Genomic DNA, 16930 nt, shown 5'->3' on the forward strand with positions numbered 1-16930 from the left:
AATAGGAAAGCCTTCCTGACAACGCCTTGTCAGGATTGTCAGTGGATGAGCTTCACATTGGCGTGAGGGACCCGACCGTTCAGGACAGGTCCCTTGTTTCCGGGATTTGCGGACGGCTGAACAATTTCGCCGTCGCCAAAATCAGGTGTTGCGCAATTAGGATGATTGTCCTAATTCTATTAGGTCAAATGTCCTAAAGGCGAGCGCGCCGAGCGGGCTGGAAACGTCGAGGAAGGGAAGATGGCGGCAAGAGCGACACGGCAGCAGATCGTCGACGCGGCGGACGAGCTGTTCTACGGCCATGGGTATGCGCAAACATCCTTCGCGGACATCGCGGCGGCCGTGAACATTTCACGCGGCAACTTCTATTATCATTTCAAGACCAAGGACGAGATCCTCGACGCGGTGATCGAAAAACGGCTGGAGGACCGCGAATGGCTTCTCGCCAGGTGGGACGAAACCTCGGATAGCCCGGCCGCGCGCATCGCTTGCTTCATCAGGATCGTGATCGTCAACCAGGCGAAGATCATGGCCTACGGCTGTCCGGTGGGCACGCTGACGGCGGAACTGGCCAAGCTTGAGCATCCCTCGAAGAACAAGGCCAATGCGATCATGGCGCTGTTTCGCGACTGGCTCATCCGCCAGTTCATTGACCTCGGACACGAAGCCCGCGCGGAAGACTACGCCCTTCATGTCCTCGGCTGGAGCCAGGGTGTTGCGACACTTGCTCAGGCATTCAAGGACGAAGAGTACATCACGCGGGAAGTCGAAAAGATCCTCGGCTGGCTGGACGGGCTGGTCCCCGGTCGCGCGGCGAAAACATGAGCTTAAAAACGGAGAGATGGAAATGTTTGTTGTGACCCTGACTTTTTCGGAAAACAAGGCCCGTGCCTCGGAGCTCATGCAGGCCCACAAGGCCTGGATCGCCAAGGGCTTCGACAAGGGGCTGTTCCTGATGGTCGGAAGCCTCCAGCCCAACGCGGGCGGCGGCATCCTTGCGCATAACGCCACGCGCGCGGAGCTGGCGAGTTTCGTTGGAGAAGACCCGTTCGTTCGGGAAAACGTGGTGAGCGCCGACATTCTGGAAATCGAACCGGCGCGTCTCGACGACCGCCTCCAGTTCCTGGCGGCCTGAGTTCTCATCAAGGCAGAGCGCCCCGGAAACGGGGCGCGCAGACAGCCAACACCCCTTTTGACCGTCGTTCCGGCTCACGCGATGCCGCTTTGCGGCCCGCTGTCCGGAATGACGTCACGGTGTTTACCGGTAATCCGAAGCGCCCCGCAAACCGGGCGCTTCAAAGTTTTCAGAGTTGACAGAACGCCTACTGAACCCTTGGGAACAGCGTCTCGATCTCGCCGAGGTCGCCGTCGCCCCGGAGCTTGTCGAGTTCCGGTTTCCAGGGGCAGGCGACGTCCGGCGCGTTCAGCATTTTCAGCGCCTTTTGCGCGGAACCCGGAATGACCTGTGTCAGAGCTTCCATGACGACGCGCAGGCAATCGAGGGTCACATAGATCACCGTCTGGCAGCGTTCCCGCGTTTCCTCGTTCTTGATGAGGTCCCAGGGGGCCTGCTCGGCGAAATAGTTGTTCATGTCGTCGGCGACCGTGATGATCGACTGCAGCCGTGCCGGGATCTCGGCAAGGCTGATCCATTTGCCCATGCCTTCGGTCGCGTCCAGAACCGCCTTGCGGATGGCCTCGTCCTCGGCCGAAAGCGGGCCGGGCGCGGGCAGTTTGCCGTCAAAGCGCGCCTTGGAGAACTTCGCGGCCCGCGACAGCAGGTTGCCGATCTTGTTGCCCAGCTCCGTGTTGTAGGTCTGGGTGATGAAGTCCACGGAGATCTGGCTGTCGCTGTCGGCGCGCATGTGCCGGGCGAGATACCAGCGCAGCGCGTCGACGCCGAGCTTCTCGATGACCTCGACCGGGTCGACCACATTGCCGATGGATTTCGACATCTTGACGCCGCCGGCGCCCACCCAGTGACTGTGCACGGACAATTTCTTCGGCAGCGGCAGGCCGGCGGCCATCAGCATGATCGGCCAGTAGACGCCGTGCGGCTTCAGGATGTCCTTGCCGATCAGGTGTTCACATTCCGCCCACCAGTCCGCATAGCCGTCCTCAGGCCAGCCGATATTGGTCAGGTAGTTGGTCAGCGCATCGAACCAGACATAGGTGACGAAGTCGGTGTCGAAAGGCAGTTCGACGCCAAGCGTCACGCGGGTCTTCGGCCGCGAGATGCACAGATCCTCCAGCGGTTCGGAGAGCATCTGTTTCAGCTCGTTCCTGAACGCCTCGGGCTGCACGAAATCCGGATTGTCGGCGATATGCTGCAAGAGCCGTTCGCGGAACGGTTCCATCTTCAGGAAGTAGTTGGTCTCTTCCGTCTGCTCCACCTTCATGGTCGGGTGCAGCGGGCACTGGCCGTCCTCGGTGAGATCGGATTCTTTCTTGAACTCCTCGCAGCCCTTGCAGTAGGTGCCGGTGTAGTTCTTCTTGACGATCAGATCCTTGTCGAAGATCGACTGTTCCATGCCGGCGACGGCCGTCTTGTGGCCCTCGCGGCTGGTGCGTACGAAATAGTCGTAAGCCACGCCCAGCTGGTCGAAGACGCCCTGGAATTCCTTGCAGCGCATGTCGAGGAACTCCTCGACCGGCATGCCGAGATCGGCGGCGGCTTCCTGGTTTTTCTGGCCGTGCTCGTCGACGCCGGTGGACAGCATCAGCTCATACCCCAGCGCCTGGCGGTTGCGTTTCAGGATATCGGCCATGATCGAAGTAAAGGCGTGACCGATATGCGGAGAACCGTTGACGTAATAGATCGGGGTGGTGATGTAACTTTTCATCCAAAGGCTTTCGAAGTTTCGGGAGAACGGAAGTCAGGTCGGTTTATCCCGGCGGGCTTCAACGTTCGCCAAAGACGGTGCGAGCTATATTTCACACTCACAGGCTCAAGAAAAGCCCCGTGGAACAGTTTGGAGCTTCAATGTTGCCCTGTCACCCCATCACCCAGATCCCGCCAAGAACGAACAGCGTCAGAAACGCCGTCTGGGTGACCAGCATCCAGATCGCCGGTCCGCCGACCTCCAGCAGTTTCGGGATCGAGGTCTTCATGCCGACGGCGGCAATCGCCGCCAGAAGCGCCCAGCGGGAGACCTGACCGGCGAGATCCTTGACCGTTTCGGGGATCAGTCCGAAGGAATTCAGGGCGGCGAGCACCAGAAAGGCGACGACGAAGCCGGGCATCAGGGGAGGCCGGGCCGTGCCCGGTTCCGTGTGACCGCGCAGGATCAGCGCGGCGGCGAGCACGATCGGGGCGAGCATCGTCACCCGGATCAGCTTGACCAGCGTGGAGAGGTCGCCGGTTTCCTCCGAAATCGAGAACCCGGCGCCGACCACCTGCGCCACGTCGTGGATCGTGCCGCCCAGAAAGACGCCGGTCGCGTCCCGGGAAAGACCGAGAGCGCCCGTCAGGATCGGATAGAAGATCATGGCAAGCGTGGAGAGCACCGTCACCGTGATCACGGTGAAGGCGAGGTCGCGTTCCGCGTGCTCGCGTTTGGGCAGGATCGAACCGATGGCCATGGCGGCTGATGCGCCGCAGATCGCCACCGCTCCGCCGGAAAGAAAGGCAAACAGCCGGTCCTTGCCGAAGAAACGGCCGATCAGCAGTGAAAAGCCGATGGTCGCCAGCACGCCGGCGATCACGAGCAGCAGGAAGGGAAGGCCGAGGGTCTGGACCAGTTCCACGCTGATACGCACGCCGAGAAGGGCGACCCCGATCCGGAGCAACGTTCTCGCGGCAAAGGCGATGCCTTCGGTCGTTCGCGGTTCGTCGGAAAGGAAATTGAGCGGCATGCCGAGCAGGATCGCCATCAGCATGGCCGGCGCACCGTAATGCTCGTTCAGGAACTGGGCGGCAATGGCAACGAGGCCGGCAATGGCGACGCCCGGAAACAGCTCCCGGGCCCGGTCCTTGAGTGCGCTGACCATTCTATGTCCTGGGTTCGGTGCGTGTGTGGTTTAGTAAGAAGAAGTCCCGGCTCGTGGGCCGGGACAGCATGTCAGTTCCAGTCTGTTTCAGTTCAGATCCGCGTCGCGCTGGGCGTTGACGGCGGTTTCCGCTTCCGCGACGGCCTCTTCCAGAGCGCCGAAGATTTCCCCGCCCCTGGCGACGTTTTCCCGAAACCAGTCATAGACCGGCGTGGCGGCTTCCTTGAAGGCGGCTTTCTGCTCCGGCGTCGGCACGTAAAGATCGCCGCCGTCCGCGACGAAGTCCTCATAAGCCTGAATGGACTTGCGTTTCGGCGAGGCGAAGGTGGCCTGTTGCAGGGCATAAAAGCCGTCGACGACCACGCGCCGCAGGTCTTCCGGCAGGGAGAGGAACTTCTCGTTGTTCATCCACCACAGCGCGCCCATGTAGGCGTGGCCGTCGAGGGTGACGTATTTCAGGCCCGCATCGGGGAACTTCATGTTCATGATGTCGGTGATGCCGTTCTTGGAGCCCTCGACCACACCGGTCTGGAAGGAGGTGAACAGTTCCGGCCACGGGATCGGGGTTGGCGCGGCGCCGAGCGCCTTGACCAGTTCCTGCGGCAGGTCGGCTACAACGGTGCGGATCTTCAGGCCTTCCAGGTCCGCCGGCTCGGCGACACGGTGCTTCGTGTTGGCGAAATTGCGCCAGCCGCCGGTGTTGCCTACAGTCATCAGCCGGATGGCGTTGCCGCTGTCCTCCAGGGCCATGGCGCGCAGGGTCCGGGTGAAGGTACCGGAGAGAACATGTTCCGCGATCCGGTCGTCGGACATCATGTAGGGCAGATCGAGCACCTGCACATATGGAAAGATCCCGGCCGCGCCGCCGGAAGTGGAGATATAGATGTCGATGGATCCGTCGGCCACGCCCTGAAGACACTCGGCCCCATTGGAACAAAGCTGGGTCCCGATGAAGAGTTCGACGGCGACAGCGCCGTTGGAGGCGGCCTCGACGTAATTCTTGAAGACGACAAGCCCGTCGTAGTCTTCGTCATTCTCGTTGGAATTGGCGGTTGCACGCAAGGTGAAGTCGGCGGCCGCCGTGCTTGTGACGGCGCTGGACAGCACCGCTACGGCGGCAACCGCCATCATTACGGATTTGAGCATTTCATTTCCTCCCTTATGTGGTCGTTTTAGTCGGCAAATCTGGTCAGGCGCGGGATCGTCATGGAAAGGGCCGGAACATACGTGATCAGGAAGATCACGGCGATTTCCACGGCGAGGAAGGGTAGGACCGTTTTGGCGATGGTTTCAACCCGTTCCCTGGAAACCGAAGCCGCGACGAAAAGCACCAGACCCATCGGCGGCGTGGCAAGCCCGATCGTCAGGTTCACGCTCATGATGATGGCGAAGTGGAGAGAGTCGACCCCCATGGAGGTGAATACCGGCCCGAGAATCGGCCCGAGAATGATGATTGCCGGCCCGGCGTCGAGAAACATGCCGACGACCAGAAGCAGCAGGTTGATCAGGAACAGCAGGATCAGCGGGTTCTGCGTCAGACCGAGAACGAAATCCGCCAGACCTTCCGGCGCATGGCTCAGGCTGACGACGGTCTTGAAGGCCATCGCGGCCCCGACCAGAAGAAGCACCATGGCTGAGGTGATGCCCGCGCGGTTGAAAACGCCAGGCAGGTCGGAGAGGGAAAGCGAGCGCAGCACGAAAAGCCCCAGTATGAGCGCGTAGGCCACGGCGACGGCGGCCGCTTCTGTCGGTGTGAAGATGCCTGCGAGAATGCCTCCCAGGATGATGACCGGTGTCAGAAGCGGGAAAAAGGCCTTCAGGGATGCGCGGCCGCGCTCGTTCCAGGAATGGCGCCGGCTCGCCACCGGAAAGTCGTGTTTGCTGGCCAGGAACCGGACCACGAGCATCAGCCCGAGACCGATCAGGATGCCGGGCACGATGCCTGCCAGAAACAGCGCGGCGACGCTCTCGCCCATGACATAGGCATAGATGATCATGATGCCCGACGGCGGAATGATCGGTCCGATCACGGCGCTGGCTGCGGTCACGGCGGCCGCGAAGCGTCGGGTGTAGCCCTGTTTCTCCATGGCGGGGATCAGCATGGACCCTAGGGCCGAGGCGTCGGCCACCGCCGACCCGGAGAGACCCGCGAACAGCATGGAGGACAGAATGTTCACATGGGCGAGCCCGCCCCTGAGGTGGCCCATGAGAGCCTGGGAAAATTCCACCAGGCGCAAGGTGATGCCACCCTTGTTCATCAGCTCTCCGGCAAGCATGAAGAACGGAATCGCCATAAGAGGAAAACTGTCTATGCCGTTATAGACGTTACGGTAAAGAAGGACGATGTCGCGGTCCTGACCGTTCAGCCAGAGAAGCAGGCCGGGGGCCGCCAGAAGGCCGAAGAACACCGGCAGCCCGATGATCAGAAGGACGAGGAAGACGGGAAGAAACCAGACCAGCATCAGTCGGCCCCTGCCAGATCGGCATCCGGTATCGCCGGCAACCTGTCGTCGCCGCCGAGGCAGGTGACGAGGCCGCGCAGGATCAGCTCGACATTCACCAGCACCAGAAGCGTGGCGCCCACAAGCAGCGAGGCCATCATCCAGCTTCGCGGGACCCGGACCCAGTCGCTGAAGGTCAGGCTGCCCGGCAGATAAAGCGAGGCGGTCGCGAACTTGCCGCTGAAACCGGTGACTTCAAGATAGCCGATCCGGACCGCCATCAGGAGCACCGTTAGGGACATGAACAGCAGGAGAAGGGAGAGGAGCGCACCGAGAAAGCGGGGCAGGAGATGTCCGACCATGTCGATGGCGACGAACCCGCCCCGGCGAAAAGCGGTCGGGGCCATCAGCCCGGTCATCCACAGCATGCAAAAACGCGCGGCTTCGTCCGGCCAGGGCAGGGCATTGTTCAAAACATAGCGGAACACCACTTGGGTGAGGATGGCGGCGACCATCAGGGCAATGGCGACCACACCGATGGCGCGGCCGCTTCGCAGGAGCTGCGTGTTGACGAAAGCAAGCGGGGCCAGAACCGCCAGCAAAATGCCCATGAAGCCCTCCCGATAGTGTTTTTTTGGAACGGGATGGGTCATCCCATCTTCCGTTCCTATTGTGAAGTGATTTGCTCCGGTTTGCCCGGAAAAAAATGTTCGCCGGGAGTAGGTACAGGAGCGGCAGTTCCGCACGGCCAACGCGGAGGAACTGCTTTCCGTCGGTTCCGCGCAGGTCTCAAGGAACTTCCTGTCCCAGCGCTGCCTCGTAAAGCCGGAACCAGTTTTCCCGGTCCAGTACGACCTTGAAGGCATCGGACAGCCTGGAAATCCGGTTGAGATTATTGGTGCCCATGACCGGCAGCAGCTTGGCGGGATGCGCCAGCAGGAAGGCGACCGCGACGGCGGAGCGCTCGACACTGAAGTCGCCCGCGATCTCGTCCATGACGGTGCCGAGCTTGCCCGTCTCGCTCATCAGGGAGCCGCCGCCAAGCGGTGACCACGCCATGAGGCTCGTTCCAAGACGCTGGTGGAAGGCAAGGTCTCCATTGGTAAATGGCGCGATTTCCTTCAGGGAGATCTCGATCTGGTTGGTCGCGAGCCGGTGTGTCATGGCGGACTGAAGCAACTCCCAGTCCCAGGGCCGGAAGTTGGAAACCCCGGCTGCGCGGATCTTGCCGCTTTGGATGAGACCGTCGAGCGCCGCACCTGTCTCCTGGTGGTCCATCAGTGGGTCCGGCCGGTGGATCAAAAGCAGATCGATTGTATCGATCGCCATGTCCGAAAGCGACGTTTCGACCGCCTGTTCGATATGGGTGCGGGAGGTGTCGTAGTGTTTCACCTTCGCACCGGCATATCGTCCGACGGGTGCGACGATGTCGCATTTGGTGACGATTTCCATCCGGTTGCGCAAGGACGGGTTGGCCTTCAGCGCACCGCCAAGAACGCTCTCCGCCCGGTAGCCGCCGTAAATGTCCGCCTGATCGAACGTGGTTATGCCCTGATCGAGACAGAGCTGGATTTTCTTCTCCACATGGGCGGGTGACGTGTCCCGGTCGTCGTCGAGGCGCCACATTCCGTAGATCAGCCGGGAAAATTCCAGGGTGCCCTGCAGTCTGACCCGTTCCATCAGCGTCTTTCTCCATTTCCGAGTGGTGTGGCCGGAGTTTCAGCCGGAACGCGGCCGTAGACATGAGGCAGCGAGCAGGTCTTCAGACTCGGCAAGGCGCGGGATCCGAAGTGCTTCGCCTCTTCCTCATGCGGATAGCCGGAGAAAATGAACGCCCGGATGCCCATGGCCCGGTAGGCCTCGATTTTCGACAGAACCTGGTCCGTGGACCCGACCAGCGCCGCGCCGCACCCGGACCGGGCCCGGCCGACCCCGGTCCAGAGGTTGGATTCGATGTAGCCGAATTCATCCGCCAGTTCGCGGCTTCTGGCCTGATGGCTTACACCGAGGGAATGCGCGTCCAGGGCCCGTTCGCGGATCGCCGTTCCCTGGGCGTCGTCGAGCCTGGAAACGATGTAGTCGGCGTATTCCTGGGCTTCCTTCTCGGTATCGCGCACGATCATGTGGACCCTCAGGCCGTAGTCGAGGGTCCGGTCATGGCGCGCGGCCTCCGCATTGACCGCCTTCATCCGTTCCTCAAGCTGTTCGATCTTTTCTGGCCACATGAGGTAAACGTCGCAGTGCCGGCCGCACAGGTCCAGTGCCGAAGGGGAGTAGCCGCCGAAGTAAAGCAGCGGGCCGCCGGTCTGATAGGGCCTGGCCGGGTCGGTTGTCAGGCCTTTGAAGGCGTAGATCTCGCCTTCGAAGTCGATTTCGTCCCGTGTCCAGGCCTGCTTCAGGATCTCCACCACCTCGCGCGACCGGCGATAGCGATAGGCGCTGTCCGCCTGTTCGCCGGGAAAGTCGGAGGAAATGACATTGACCGTCAGCCGGCCCCTCAGCATGTGATCGAGCGTTGCGATGGTGCGCGCCAGCATGATGGGCTGCAATTCGCCGCATCGGACCGCGGCCAGAAAATTGATCTTGTCCGTGATTGGCGCGCAGCCGGCGATAAAGGCGAGCGTGTCCTGTCCGACCTGGTAGGAGGACGGGCACAGGACATTTCGGAAACCCTGGGCCTCGGCGGTCTTCACAATCGCGCTGCAATGCTCCCAGGAAGACCTCAAATGCCCGTCCGGCACGCCGAGGAATTGATAATCGTCTGAGCAAAGGGCCGCGAACCAGGACACTTCTATGGCGTCCAGGTCGGGAGAGCTCACCGGGACAACGGTCATGAACTGCCTCCCTGATCCACACCGTTGAACATCGCCATGCCGGTTGAAAAGCTGACCGGCGTTTCGATCGCCGATAAACCTTGCGGCATGAAGGCGAACGCCTGCTTTCGAGCGTTTGAACGATGTTCGTAGGTTGGCTTACGTAAGGACATCTCTTGAATATCATTCGAATTGATGTAAATCAATAGTATAGCAATTTGTCATGAACGGGAAGTTTGTCGACATGCCAGCCACTTCGCAGGCATCTCAAGCGCTGCCGCTTTACGTCCAGGTCAGTGAGCTGCTGATCAGGGATATCGCCGCCGGGCGGCTGATGGAGGGAGAGCGGCTGCCGCCGGAACGGGACATGGCGGAGGAGCTGGGCATCTCGGTTGGCACCTTGCGCAAGGCGTTGGCGGATCTGACGCAAAAAGGCTTGCTGGAGCGGGTGCAGGGTTCCGGCAACTACATACGCCACGGCGCGACGCATGAGAGCGTCTATGCGATGTTCCGCCTCGAACTGCTGTCGGGTGGAGGTCTTCCGCGGGCGGACATACTGAGCGTCAACCGCATGAAAAAAACTGACGACCTGCCGTCTTTCGGGACGGCTGCGGATGCGACGCGCATAAGGCGTCTCAGATATCTCAACGATGTCCTGATCGCTGTCGAGGAAATCTGGCTCGATGGCGACGCGGGCACAGTCCGGCGGGATCTTCTGTCGGATTCCCTCTACCGATTCTATCAAAGACATCTCGGTTTCTGGATCAAGCGTGCCGAAGACAGGGTAACGATTGCAAAGGTGCCGGACTGGTCGCCGGACATCTTTCCCGTCGCGCCGGGAACCGTAACCGGATTTGTCGAGCGTTTCAGTTGGACTGAAAAGCGAGAGCCGATCGAGTTTTCACGCACCTGGTTCGATACCGGCAAGGCCCATTATGTCCAGCGCCTGAAATAGCGGGCGGCCGGCGGCAGGATGACCGTGCGGCGGAACCGGGATTTGAGGCCCGGCAATCCGCGCTGCAACCGTTCTTTCGCGGAACGCCCTTCTGGCGGTATGGTTGATCGCGAGGAACGGGCCGGTTTTCCCGATCAGAGGAAGGCCTTCGGCCGCGGGCTTTAATTGGCCCAGGTGCTGAAAGGATCGCGTCCGCGTCTCATGTTGAGGTCCTTGATAGGCGCCTGATAATTCCGCCCGGTGTCGGACTTCCGGCATTGCTGTTTGCGGTACGCGATATTGTCGGGCACGCCCCTGTGGTTCTGAACGAGAACGCAAAAGACGTTGTAGCGGCCGTTGATCGCGACGTCGCGGCGCCCGCCCTTGGGAACGACAACTTGCTGATGACGTCTGAATTTCTGGTCGAACAGCAGAAAATTGCAGTATTTCGCATCGCCGTTTGGCGTGCGCGTGCTCTCGCAGAAGAAAGTCTCGGCGCGAGCCTCCGATGAGGTCAACTCTGGCACGAAGCCGGACATTCCCGAAACCGCCAGGAACAGAGCCATGGTTAGCGTTCGTTTCAGCATCTTTAATTTCCCCTTCTTGGGCATATTTCTTCAAGATTGTCATTCTTAGGCGAGAATGACGCTTTACGTTGGGTCCAGTACCTCCGGTTGTCGTGCTGGACATTTGTGCCGTTTGTGTGCAGCCTTCTCACACGCTCAGGAGCGTATTGTCCGTGAACGCTGCGGAGGCCTGTCTGTCCTTGCGTCCGCAACGCTTCGTTTAGAGCATTTCAGGCCAACCGGGAGGGCCCGATGCGCAAAACTTTATCCGTACTTCTTTCAGTGGTTCTGGTTTCCCAGACCGTTCTCGTGAACGGGGCGCTTGCTGCCCCCGCGGTGACGACGGCGAACGTGAACTTCCGCCAAGGGCCGGGTACCGGCTATGGCTCCCTGGGTACCGTCCCGAACGGCAGCCAGGTGGAGCTGGAAAACTGCGACGACACCGGAGCCTGGTGTTCTGTCAGTTACAACGGCCAGAACGGATTCGTGAGTGGCCGATATCTTGAACTGACCGAACAGGAGGAGAAAACCGGCTGGCCGCGGTCATTCCAGACCGATGGCGGAGCTACGCTCGTCCTATATCAGCCGCAATTCACGCAGTGGGACAATTTCAAGACCCTGGATGCGCTCGTTGCCGCCGAGTACATCAAAGATAAAGACGCAAAGCCGGTATTCGGAGTGATCGGAGTCACAGGGAAAACCGTGGCGGACACTGAAAACGGCGAAGTCGATGTCAGCGACATCCAGGTGACGCAATTGGACTTCTCCTCGCTCGACCGCGCCTCGCTGACGGATCTCACGCTACAGGTCGGCAAGATCATGCCGACCGGAACGATCACCGTGAAAGAAGACCGGATCACCGCGGGCCTGGCCGAATACCAGCGCATGGACGACGTTGAGGGCCTGAACTCGGAGGCGCCGCCCATTTTCGTGACGACAGAACCCTCGATCCTCGTGCAGACCGATGGCGCACCGATTTTCGCGCCGGTCAAGGGCGTCCAGGGCCTGAGCTTTGTCGTCAACACCAACTGGGATGTCCTGAAGGTCGACGAAACGGAAGAGCTTTACCTGCGCGACGAGAAGTCCTGGCTGAAAACCACGGATGTCGCCACCGGTTGGGAACCGGTAGCGGCGCTGCCGGAGTTGATCGCCTCGTTGCCGGACGACGAAAACTGGAAAGAAACGAGGGAAGCGATCCCTGGTGAGCCGTTCCCGGACAACAAGCCGCCGAAAGTGGTCTACTCCGACAAACCGGCGGAAATGATCGTCTTTGAGGGCGAGCCGAGACTGGAGCCGGTCGGAACCACAGATCTGGAGTGGGCGTCCAATACGGAAAGCGACGTGTTCTTCCTCAAAACCACGTCCACCTGGTACATCCTGGTTTCAGGGCGCTGGTTCAAGTCTCAGTCGCTCGATGCGGGGCCCTGGGAATTCACCACGCCTCAGTTGCCTCCCGAATTCCAGAACATTCCCGAAGATGCGCCTTACTATTCCGTCCTCTCCTCGATCCCGGGTACGTCGGAAGCCGAGCAGGCCCGGCTGAAGGCCAGCATTCCGACGACGGCGCGGGTGGAAGTCGGTTCCGTCAGCGCGGACATTGCCTATGCCGGCGACCCGGAATTCGAACCGATCGAAGGCACGTCGATGTCCTATGCGGTGAATACCAACGACCAGGTCATTCAGGTGGGGGCGAAATACTACGTGCTTCAGGACGGGGTCTGGTTCGTGGGCGACAGCCCGGAAGGGCCGTTCGAGGTCGCGACCGCCGTCCCGGACGAGATCTACACGATCCCGCCGTCCTCTCCGGTCTACAACACCACCTATGTGCGCGTTTACGAAACGGAGCCGGGAGCCGTGTGGTACGGCTATACCATGGGCTATCTGACGGGCTTCCTCGCCTGGGGCGTCTTTGTCTACGGTTCGGGCTACTACTACCGGCCCTGGTACCGGCCGGGCTTCAGGCCGATCTACTTCCCGCGCCCGGTAACCTATGGCATCGGAGCGTTTTACAATCCCATTCGCGGGACATATGGCCGTTACGGCTACGCATACGGCCCACGCCGGGGCATTGCCGGCGGCGGTATCTACAATCCGCGCACCGGCGGATATATCCGGGGGGCGGCGATCAGCGGTCCGCGCGGCAGCGCCGGTTTTATCACCGCTTATAACCCGCGCACCGGAAACCGGGTGACCATCGGCGGCGCACGGGGCATTTACGGCTCCTGGGGCGGCAAGGTCGTGTCGGGCCCGCAATGGTCCCGGACCCGCGACCTGCAGGCCGGTGCGGTCAAGCGCTGGAAACAGGACGGAAATCTTGGACGCGTGGCCAATCTGGACCGGCGCGGCGATGTCTTCGCCGGTCGGGACGGCGCGGTCTACCGCCGGGACGGCGAGAAGTGGCAGAAATTCGAAGGCGGCCGCTGGGGCAATGTGGATGCGCCTTCGCGCGATGCCATTCAGAACCGCCTTGGCGATCTGGGTGCCGGCGCGGCGATCGGCGCGGGCGCGGCTATCGGTGGCGGCGCGGCGCTGGCGAACCGCCCGGCCGGGGACAGGCTGCAGAACCGGCCCAACGCGGGCCAGCGTCCGAATGTCCAGCGCCCCGCGAACCTGCCGGCGGGCCAGCGCCCGAACGTTCAGCGGCCAAGTGTCGAGCGGCCAAACGTTCAACGTCCCGCGCAAAGACCGGCCAAGCCCAATGTGCAGCGTCCGAACAAGCCGAGTGCGCAGCGCCCGGCGCAACGGCCCGCCGCGCAGAAACCGGCGCAAAAAAGGCCCGCTACGAGACCCGCGGCCCGGCCCAAGGCTCCGTCACACATCAGCAGGGACCAAAGAGCGCGGAATGCCGGCAACCGTCAGGTCAACCGGCAGCGCAATGTCAACCGGTCCAAACCGCAACGAGCTCCGAAGCGGCGGGGCGGCGGCGGGGGAGGTCGGCGCAGATAACAGCGTTTTGCGACGAGGCGGCTGCGCACCCGGTTGAGAGGCCTCCGGAGGACTTGAGCCGGCGGCAATGCCGGGCTCGTTCAGCTTGATCTGTTGGCTGCTACGCCGGCGCGTTCGCGAGTCCGGGCGTCGATGCGGTCCCGGATTTCACGGGTCAGCGGATGGAAGTCCGTCTGCTTGCGGCCATAGTCCAGGTTGAATTCGTAGAACGAGGCATCCTGCTGCGGCATCAAGAGATGCTGCAGCATGGTTTCCAGCTTGTCGAAGGCCTTGGCAAAGCGGGCCTCCGGCGTCTGAGCGGTTGCGTATTCTTCCCAAAGCGCAAGAAAATCGAGGCGCAGGTCCTCCGGCAGGGGCGCGCAGAGTGTTTGAAAATCCTGTCTCTCCCGTTCCAGGCGGTTGTCGTCCGGCTTTTGAAGAGGTGCGGGAACATCGCCGGAAATCGCCTCGCCAAGGTCGTGGACCAGGCACAGCTTGATCAGTTTCAGCAAGTCGACGCCATCCAGTTCCCGCTCGAAGAGCAGAACCAACAGCGCGAGCCGCCAACTGTGTTCCGCGGTGCTCTCGGCGCGGCCCGAGCGTGTGCACCCGGAACGGATCGTATCCTTGAGCCGCTCGGAAGCCTGAAAGAATTCCAGAATGCCGGTCAGCCGGTCGCCATCAGGTGAGAAGTCAAAGGAAAGGGAAGAGGAGCTGTCTGTCATGCCCGTATTCTAGCGGAAGGAACCGCCGGCATCGAGCCGATGAATATTTTATGCGTCTTCCCGCACCAGCCGGGCGAAGCTGCCATCGGAAAGCGGCAGCCGGGTGATCCGGATCCGGCTTTCCGGTATGAACATTTCCGGAAACTCGGCTCGTTCGGTCGCAAAGCAGACGTCCGGACCAAAAGGCTCGAACCAGCCGTGCTCGTCCAGCCGTCCTTCCATGGTTCGGATACCGTCCGTCGCGAAACGCCAAAGAGGGCGGTTCATGAAGTCGGACGCGGGAATGTGCCATTCTCTTTCCCTTGCCGGCGAGAGGGCGAGGAGACGGTGGCTGAGATCGCAGACCAGATGAACGGGACCCGCCGCATTCGCGACGAGATCCAGAAGCGCACGGTCCGCGGCGGTTGCCGGCCGTGCCTCCAGAAGCCGCAGGATTTTCGTCCTGGTCTGTCCCTCCGGTTGCGCGGAGCCGCTTTCCCAACGCGACACCCTGCTTTGGGAAACGCCCAGATCCCGCGCCAGCGCCTGTTGCTTGACGCGGTTGAGCACCCGCCACCTGCGCAGGGAGGCTCCGATATTGTTTGGAAGAACGGCGGTCGGGATCGGCATGTCGCGAGTGTAGCGAAACAAATCGCAACAGGGGAGGGTGAAGATTGCCCGGCCGTCAGGCTTCCGGGCGCCGGTATTTTTCGATGAAGGCATCAATCGGCAGGCTGCGGAAATCAGGCAGGCGTTCCTTGAGCTGCGCGTGGTTCCAGTCCCACCAGGCGATCTCCAGAAGCGCTTCTTCCTGGGCCTCGGTGAAACGCCGCTTGATCGGCTTCGCCGGTACACCGCCGACAATCGTGTAGGGCGGTACATCCTTGGAGACGACGGCACCGGCGGCGACGATGGCTCCCGTGCCTATGGTCACGCCGGCCAGCACCGTGACATTGTGCCCGATCCAGACGTCGTGCCCGATCGTGACCCAGTCGTCCTTGCGCCATTGAAAGAAATCGCTGTCGTCGTCTCCCAGATCATAGGCGGCGGCACGGTAGGTGAAATGATGCTGGGAGGCCCGCCAGGTCGCGTGGTTGCCCGGATTGATGCGAACGCGTCTGGCAATCGAGCAGAACTTGCCGATGGTGGTCCAGACGACGTCGCCTTCCTGAACGATATAGGAATAGTCGTCCATCCGGCTTTCACGCATTTCCGTCAAGGCGCCGACTTCCGTCCAGACGCCGAGTTCGCAGTTCAGCACGCTTGCGTCCGGGTGAATATTCGGGGCTTCGCTCAGGACCGGTTTTTGTGTGGGCGCGGACATGGATCACCGTTTTGTTTCATTTCGTTGCGCTTGGTCTTAGCGCTCCGGAAGACTGGTTTCATGACGTTGAGATGACACTCTCATGACGGGCGATGTTTTTTTGCGGGCATGAATAGTGTCCGGAAACGGTTTTTTTGGACGCGCCGGCCCGCAGGGTGGCGAGAAGTCCAGGGCGCCTGGCAGGCCCGTTTTGAAGCGATTTCTTCGATTTGAAAGTTCTGAGTGCGTTGCACAATTTAAGTTAGCCGGAAAAGTAACCCGGCGCTGCCCGCCGTGGCATGTCATTGAAGTGTAATAAAATTTTGATGTTGCAGACAAAATTGCGTCATCAATCTGTAATGATCCAATGGCTCTTGTCGCCCGAGACTACGAACAAACACGGACAGGGCTGGCGCGTGATTCAATTTCAGGAAGTCACCAAGAATTTTGGATCCAGAACCGCGGTCAACAAGGTCAGTTTCGATATCGACAAGCCGCAGATGGTCGGCATCATCGGACGGTCCGGCGCCGGCAAATCGACCTTGCTGCGCATGATCAATAGGCTGACACCGGCCTCCTCCGGGCAGATCCTGTTCGAGAAGCGCGACATCCTGAGCCTGAAGGGCGGCATGATGCGCCGGTGGCAGCGCGACTGCGCCATGGTGTTCCAGCAGTTCAACCTGGTGCCGCGTCTCGATGTGGTCACCAATGTCATGCTGGGCAGGCTGAACGGTCACGGCACGTTGAAGAGCCTGTTCAATGTCTTCGGCTCAGGCGACGTAGCCGACGCCCTGGCGGCGCTCGACCGCCTCGGGATCGCCCAGGAAGCGACCAAGCGGGCGGAAGAGCTCTCCGGCGGCCAGCAGCAGCGCGTGGCCATCGCCCGCGCCCTGATGCAGGACCCGCACATGATCCTGGCCGACGAGCCGATCGCTTCCCTCGATCCGATGAACGCCAAGATCGTCATGGACGCCCTGAGGGAAATCCACGAGCGCGACAACAAGATCGTCATCTGCAACCTGCACACGCTCGATACCGCGCGCAGCTATTGCGACCGGGTGATCGGCATGCGCGACGGTTTCCTCGTGTTCGACGGCAAGCCGGAAGACCTGACGACCGATGCCGCCCGCGAAATTTACGGCGCGGACGAGAGTTTCAACGAGGCGGCGACGTCGACCGCCATCGATGCCGGCCAGTCCGGCAGCAAAGAATCCGCCGGTGCGATGACCCCGGCGGCAGCGGCGGGCTGACCCG

At 61.3% G+C, this 16930-nt stretch carries 16 protein-coding genes; 5 read left to right on the top strand and 11 right to left on the bottom strand.

The features are described from left to right. Nucleotides 1-240: 240 nt before the first annotated feature. Nucleotides 241-825 carry a TetR/AcrR family transcriptional regulator gene (locus JF539_RS05475; RefSeq protein WP_207139315.1) on the top strand — a complete coding sequence of 195 codons (585 nt, stop codon included), beginning with the start codon at nt 241-243 and terminating at the stop codon, nt 823-825. A gap of 22 nt (nt 826-847) precedes the next feature. Then, the gene (locus JF539_RS05480; protein ID WP_207139316.1) at nt 848-1135 is read left to right on the top strand and encodes a YciI family protein; all 288 of its coding nucleotides are present in this window, start codon (nt 848-850) and stop codon (nt 1133-1135) included. Nucleotides 1136-1322: 187 nt separating this feature from the next. Here the strand turns inward: JF539_RS05480 and metG are convergent, their stop codons facing one another. The 7 genes from metG to JF539_RS05515 all read right to left on the bottom strand — a co-directional run bounded on the left by metG (nt 1323) and on the right by JF539_RS05515 (nt 9265). Further along, nucleotides 1323-2843: a methionine--tRNA ligase gene (gene metG, locus JF539_RS05485; RefSeq protein ID WP_207139317.1), complete on the bottom strand. Its 1521-nt coding sequence runs from the start codon at nt 2841-2843 to the stop codon at nt 1323-1325. Between the two features lie 151 nt (nt 2844-2994). Further along, nucleotides 2995-3990, bottom strand: coding sequence for a YeiH family protein (locus JF539_RS05490; protein ID WP_207139318.1), 996 nt, complete (start codon nt 3988-3990; stop codon nt 2995-2997). Between the two features lie 87 nt (nt 3991-4077). Further along, complete coding sequence (gene dctP / locus JF539_RS05495) at nt 4078-5118, bottom strand: TRAP transporter substrate-binding protein DctP (protein ID WP_419247676.1); 1041 nt, start codon at nt 5116-5118, stop codon at nt 4078-4080. Nucleotides 5119-5162: 44 nt separating this feature from the next. Continuing rightward, nucleotides 5163-6452 carry a TRAP transporter large permease gene (locus JF539_RS05500; RefSeq protein ID WP_207139320.1) on the bottom strand — a complete coding sequence of 430 codons (1290 nt, stop codon included), beginning with the start codon at nt 6450-6452 and terminating at the stop codon, nt 5163-5165. Further along, nucleotides 6452-7042 (bottom strand): TRAP transporter small permease, encoded by a 591-nt coding sequence (locus JF539_RS05505; protein ID WP_207139321.1) that lies wholly within the window; start codon nt 7040-7042, stop codon nt 6452-6454. Before JF539_RS05505 ends, JF539_RS05500 begins: the two co-directional genes overlap by 1 nt. A 178-nt stretch (nt 7043-7220) precedes the next feature. Further along, on the bottom strand, nt 7221-8111 hold the full coding sequence (locus JF539_RS05510; protein ID WP_207139322.1) for an aldo/keto reductase: 891 nt from the start codon (nt 8109-8111) through the stop codon (nt 7221-7223). Then, on the bottom strand, nt 8111-9265 hold the full coding sequence (locus tag JF539_RS05515) for an LLM class flavin-dependent oxidoreductase (RefSeq protein WP_207139323.1): 1155 nt from the start codon (nt 9263-9265) through the stop codon (nt 8111-8113). The genes JF539_RS05510 and JF539_RS05515 overlap by 1 nt, the downstream gene beginning before the upstream one ends. A gap of 223 nt (nt 9266-9488) precedes the next feature. Between JF539_RS05515 and JF539_RS05520 the strand changes: the two genes are divergently transcribed. Then, nucleotides 9489-10199, top strand: coding sequence for a GntR family transcriptional regulator (locus JF539_RS05520; protein ID WP_207139324.1), 711 nt, complete (start codon nt 9489-9491; stop codon nt 10197-10199). Between the two features lie 161 nt (nt 10200-10360). Here JF539_RS05520 and JF539_RS05525 read toward each other — a convergent pair whose 3' ends face one another. Continuing rightward, on the bottom strand, nt 10361-10765 hold the full coding sequence (locus tag JF539_RS05525) for a hypothetical protein (RefSeq protein WP_207139325.1): 405 nt from the start codon (nt 10763-10765) through the stop codon (nt 10361-10363). A gap of 231 nt (nt 10766-10996) precedes the next feature. Between JF539_RS05525 and JF539_RS05530 the strand changes: the two genes are divergently transcribed. Beyond that, a complete protein-coding gene (locus JF539_RS05530) occupies nt 10997-13690 on the top strand; it encodes an SH3 domain-containing protein (RefSeq protein WP_207139326.1) in 2694 nt (897 codons plus the stop codon). A gap of 80 nt (nt 13691-13770) precedes the next feature. On the opposite strand, the gene JF539_RS05535 is transcribed toward JF539_RS05530, so the two are convergent. Genes JF539_RS05535 through JF539_RS05545 form a run of 3 tightly spaced genes read right to left on the bottom strand, consistent with a single transcriptional unit; the run spans nt 13771 to nt 15697 of the window. After that, a complete protein-coding gene (locus JF539_RS05535) occupies nt 13771-14394 on the bottom strand; it encodes an HD domain-containing protein (protein ID WP_207139327.1) in 624 nt (207 codons plus the stop codon). Nucleotides 14395-14442: 48 nt separating this feature from the next. After that, a complete protein-coding gene (locus JF539_RS05540) occupies nt 14443-15003 on the bottom strand; it encodes a helix-turn-helix domain-containing protein (RefSeq protein ID WP_207139328.1) in 561 nt (186 codons plus the stop codon). A 55-nt stretch (nt 15004-15058) separates the two neighbouring features. Beyond that, entirely contained in the window at nt 15059-15697 is a 639-nt protein-coding gene (locus JF539_RS05545; protein ID WP_207139329.1) for a DapH/DapD/GlmU-related protein, read from the bottom strand. Nucleotides 15698-16092: 395 nt separating this feature from the next. On the opposite strand from JF539_RS05545, the gene phnC reads away from it, so the two are divergent. Next, nucleotides 16093-16926 carry a phosphonate ABC transporter ATP-binding protein gene (phnC, locus tag JF539_RS05550; RefSeq protein WP_207139330.1) on the top strand — a complete coding sequence of 278 codons (834 nt, stop codon included), beginning with the start codon at nt 16093-16095 and terminating at the stop codon, nt 16924-16926. Nucleotides 16927-16930: the final 4 nt, after the last annotated feature.

This window comes from Roseibium aggregatum, from assembly GCF_017309185.1.
GTDB classification, from domain to species: domain Bacteria; phylum Pseudomonadota; class Alphaproteobacteria; order Rhizobiales; family Stappiaceae; genus Roseibium; species Roseibium aggregatum_B.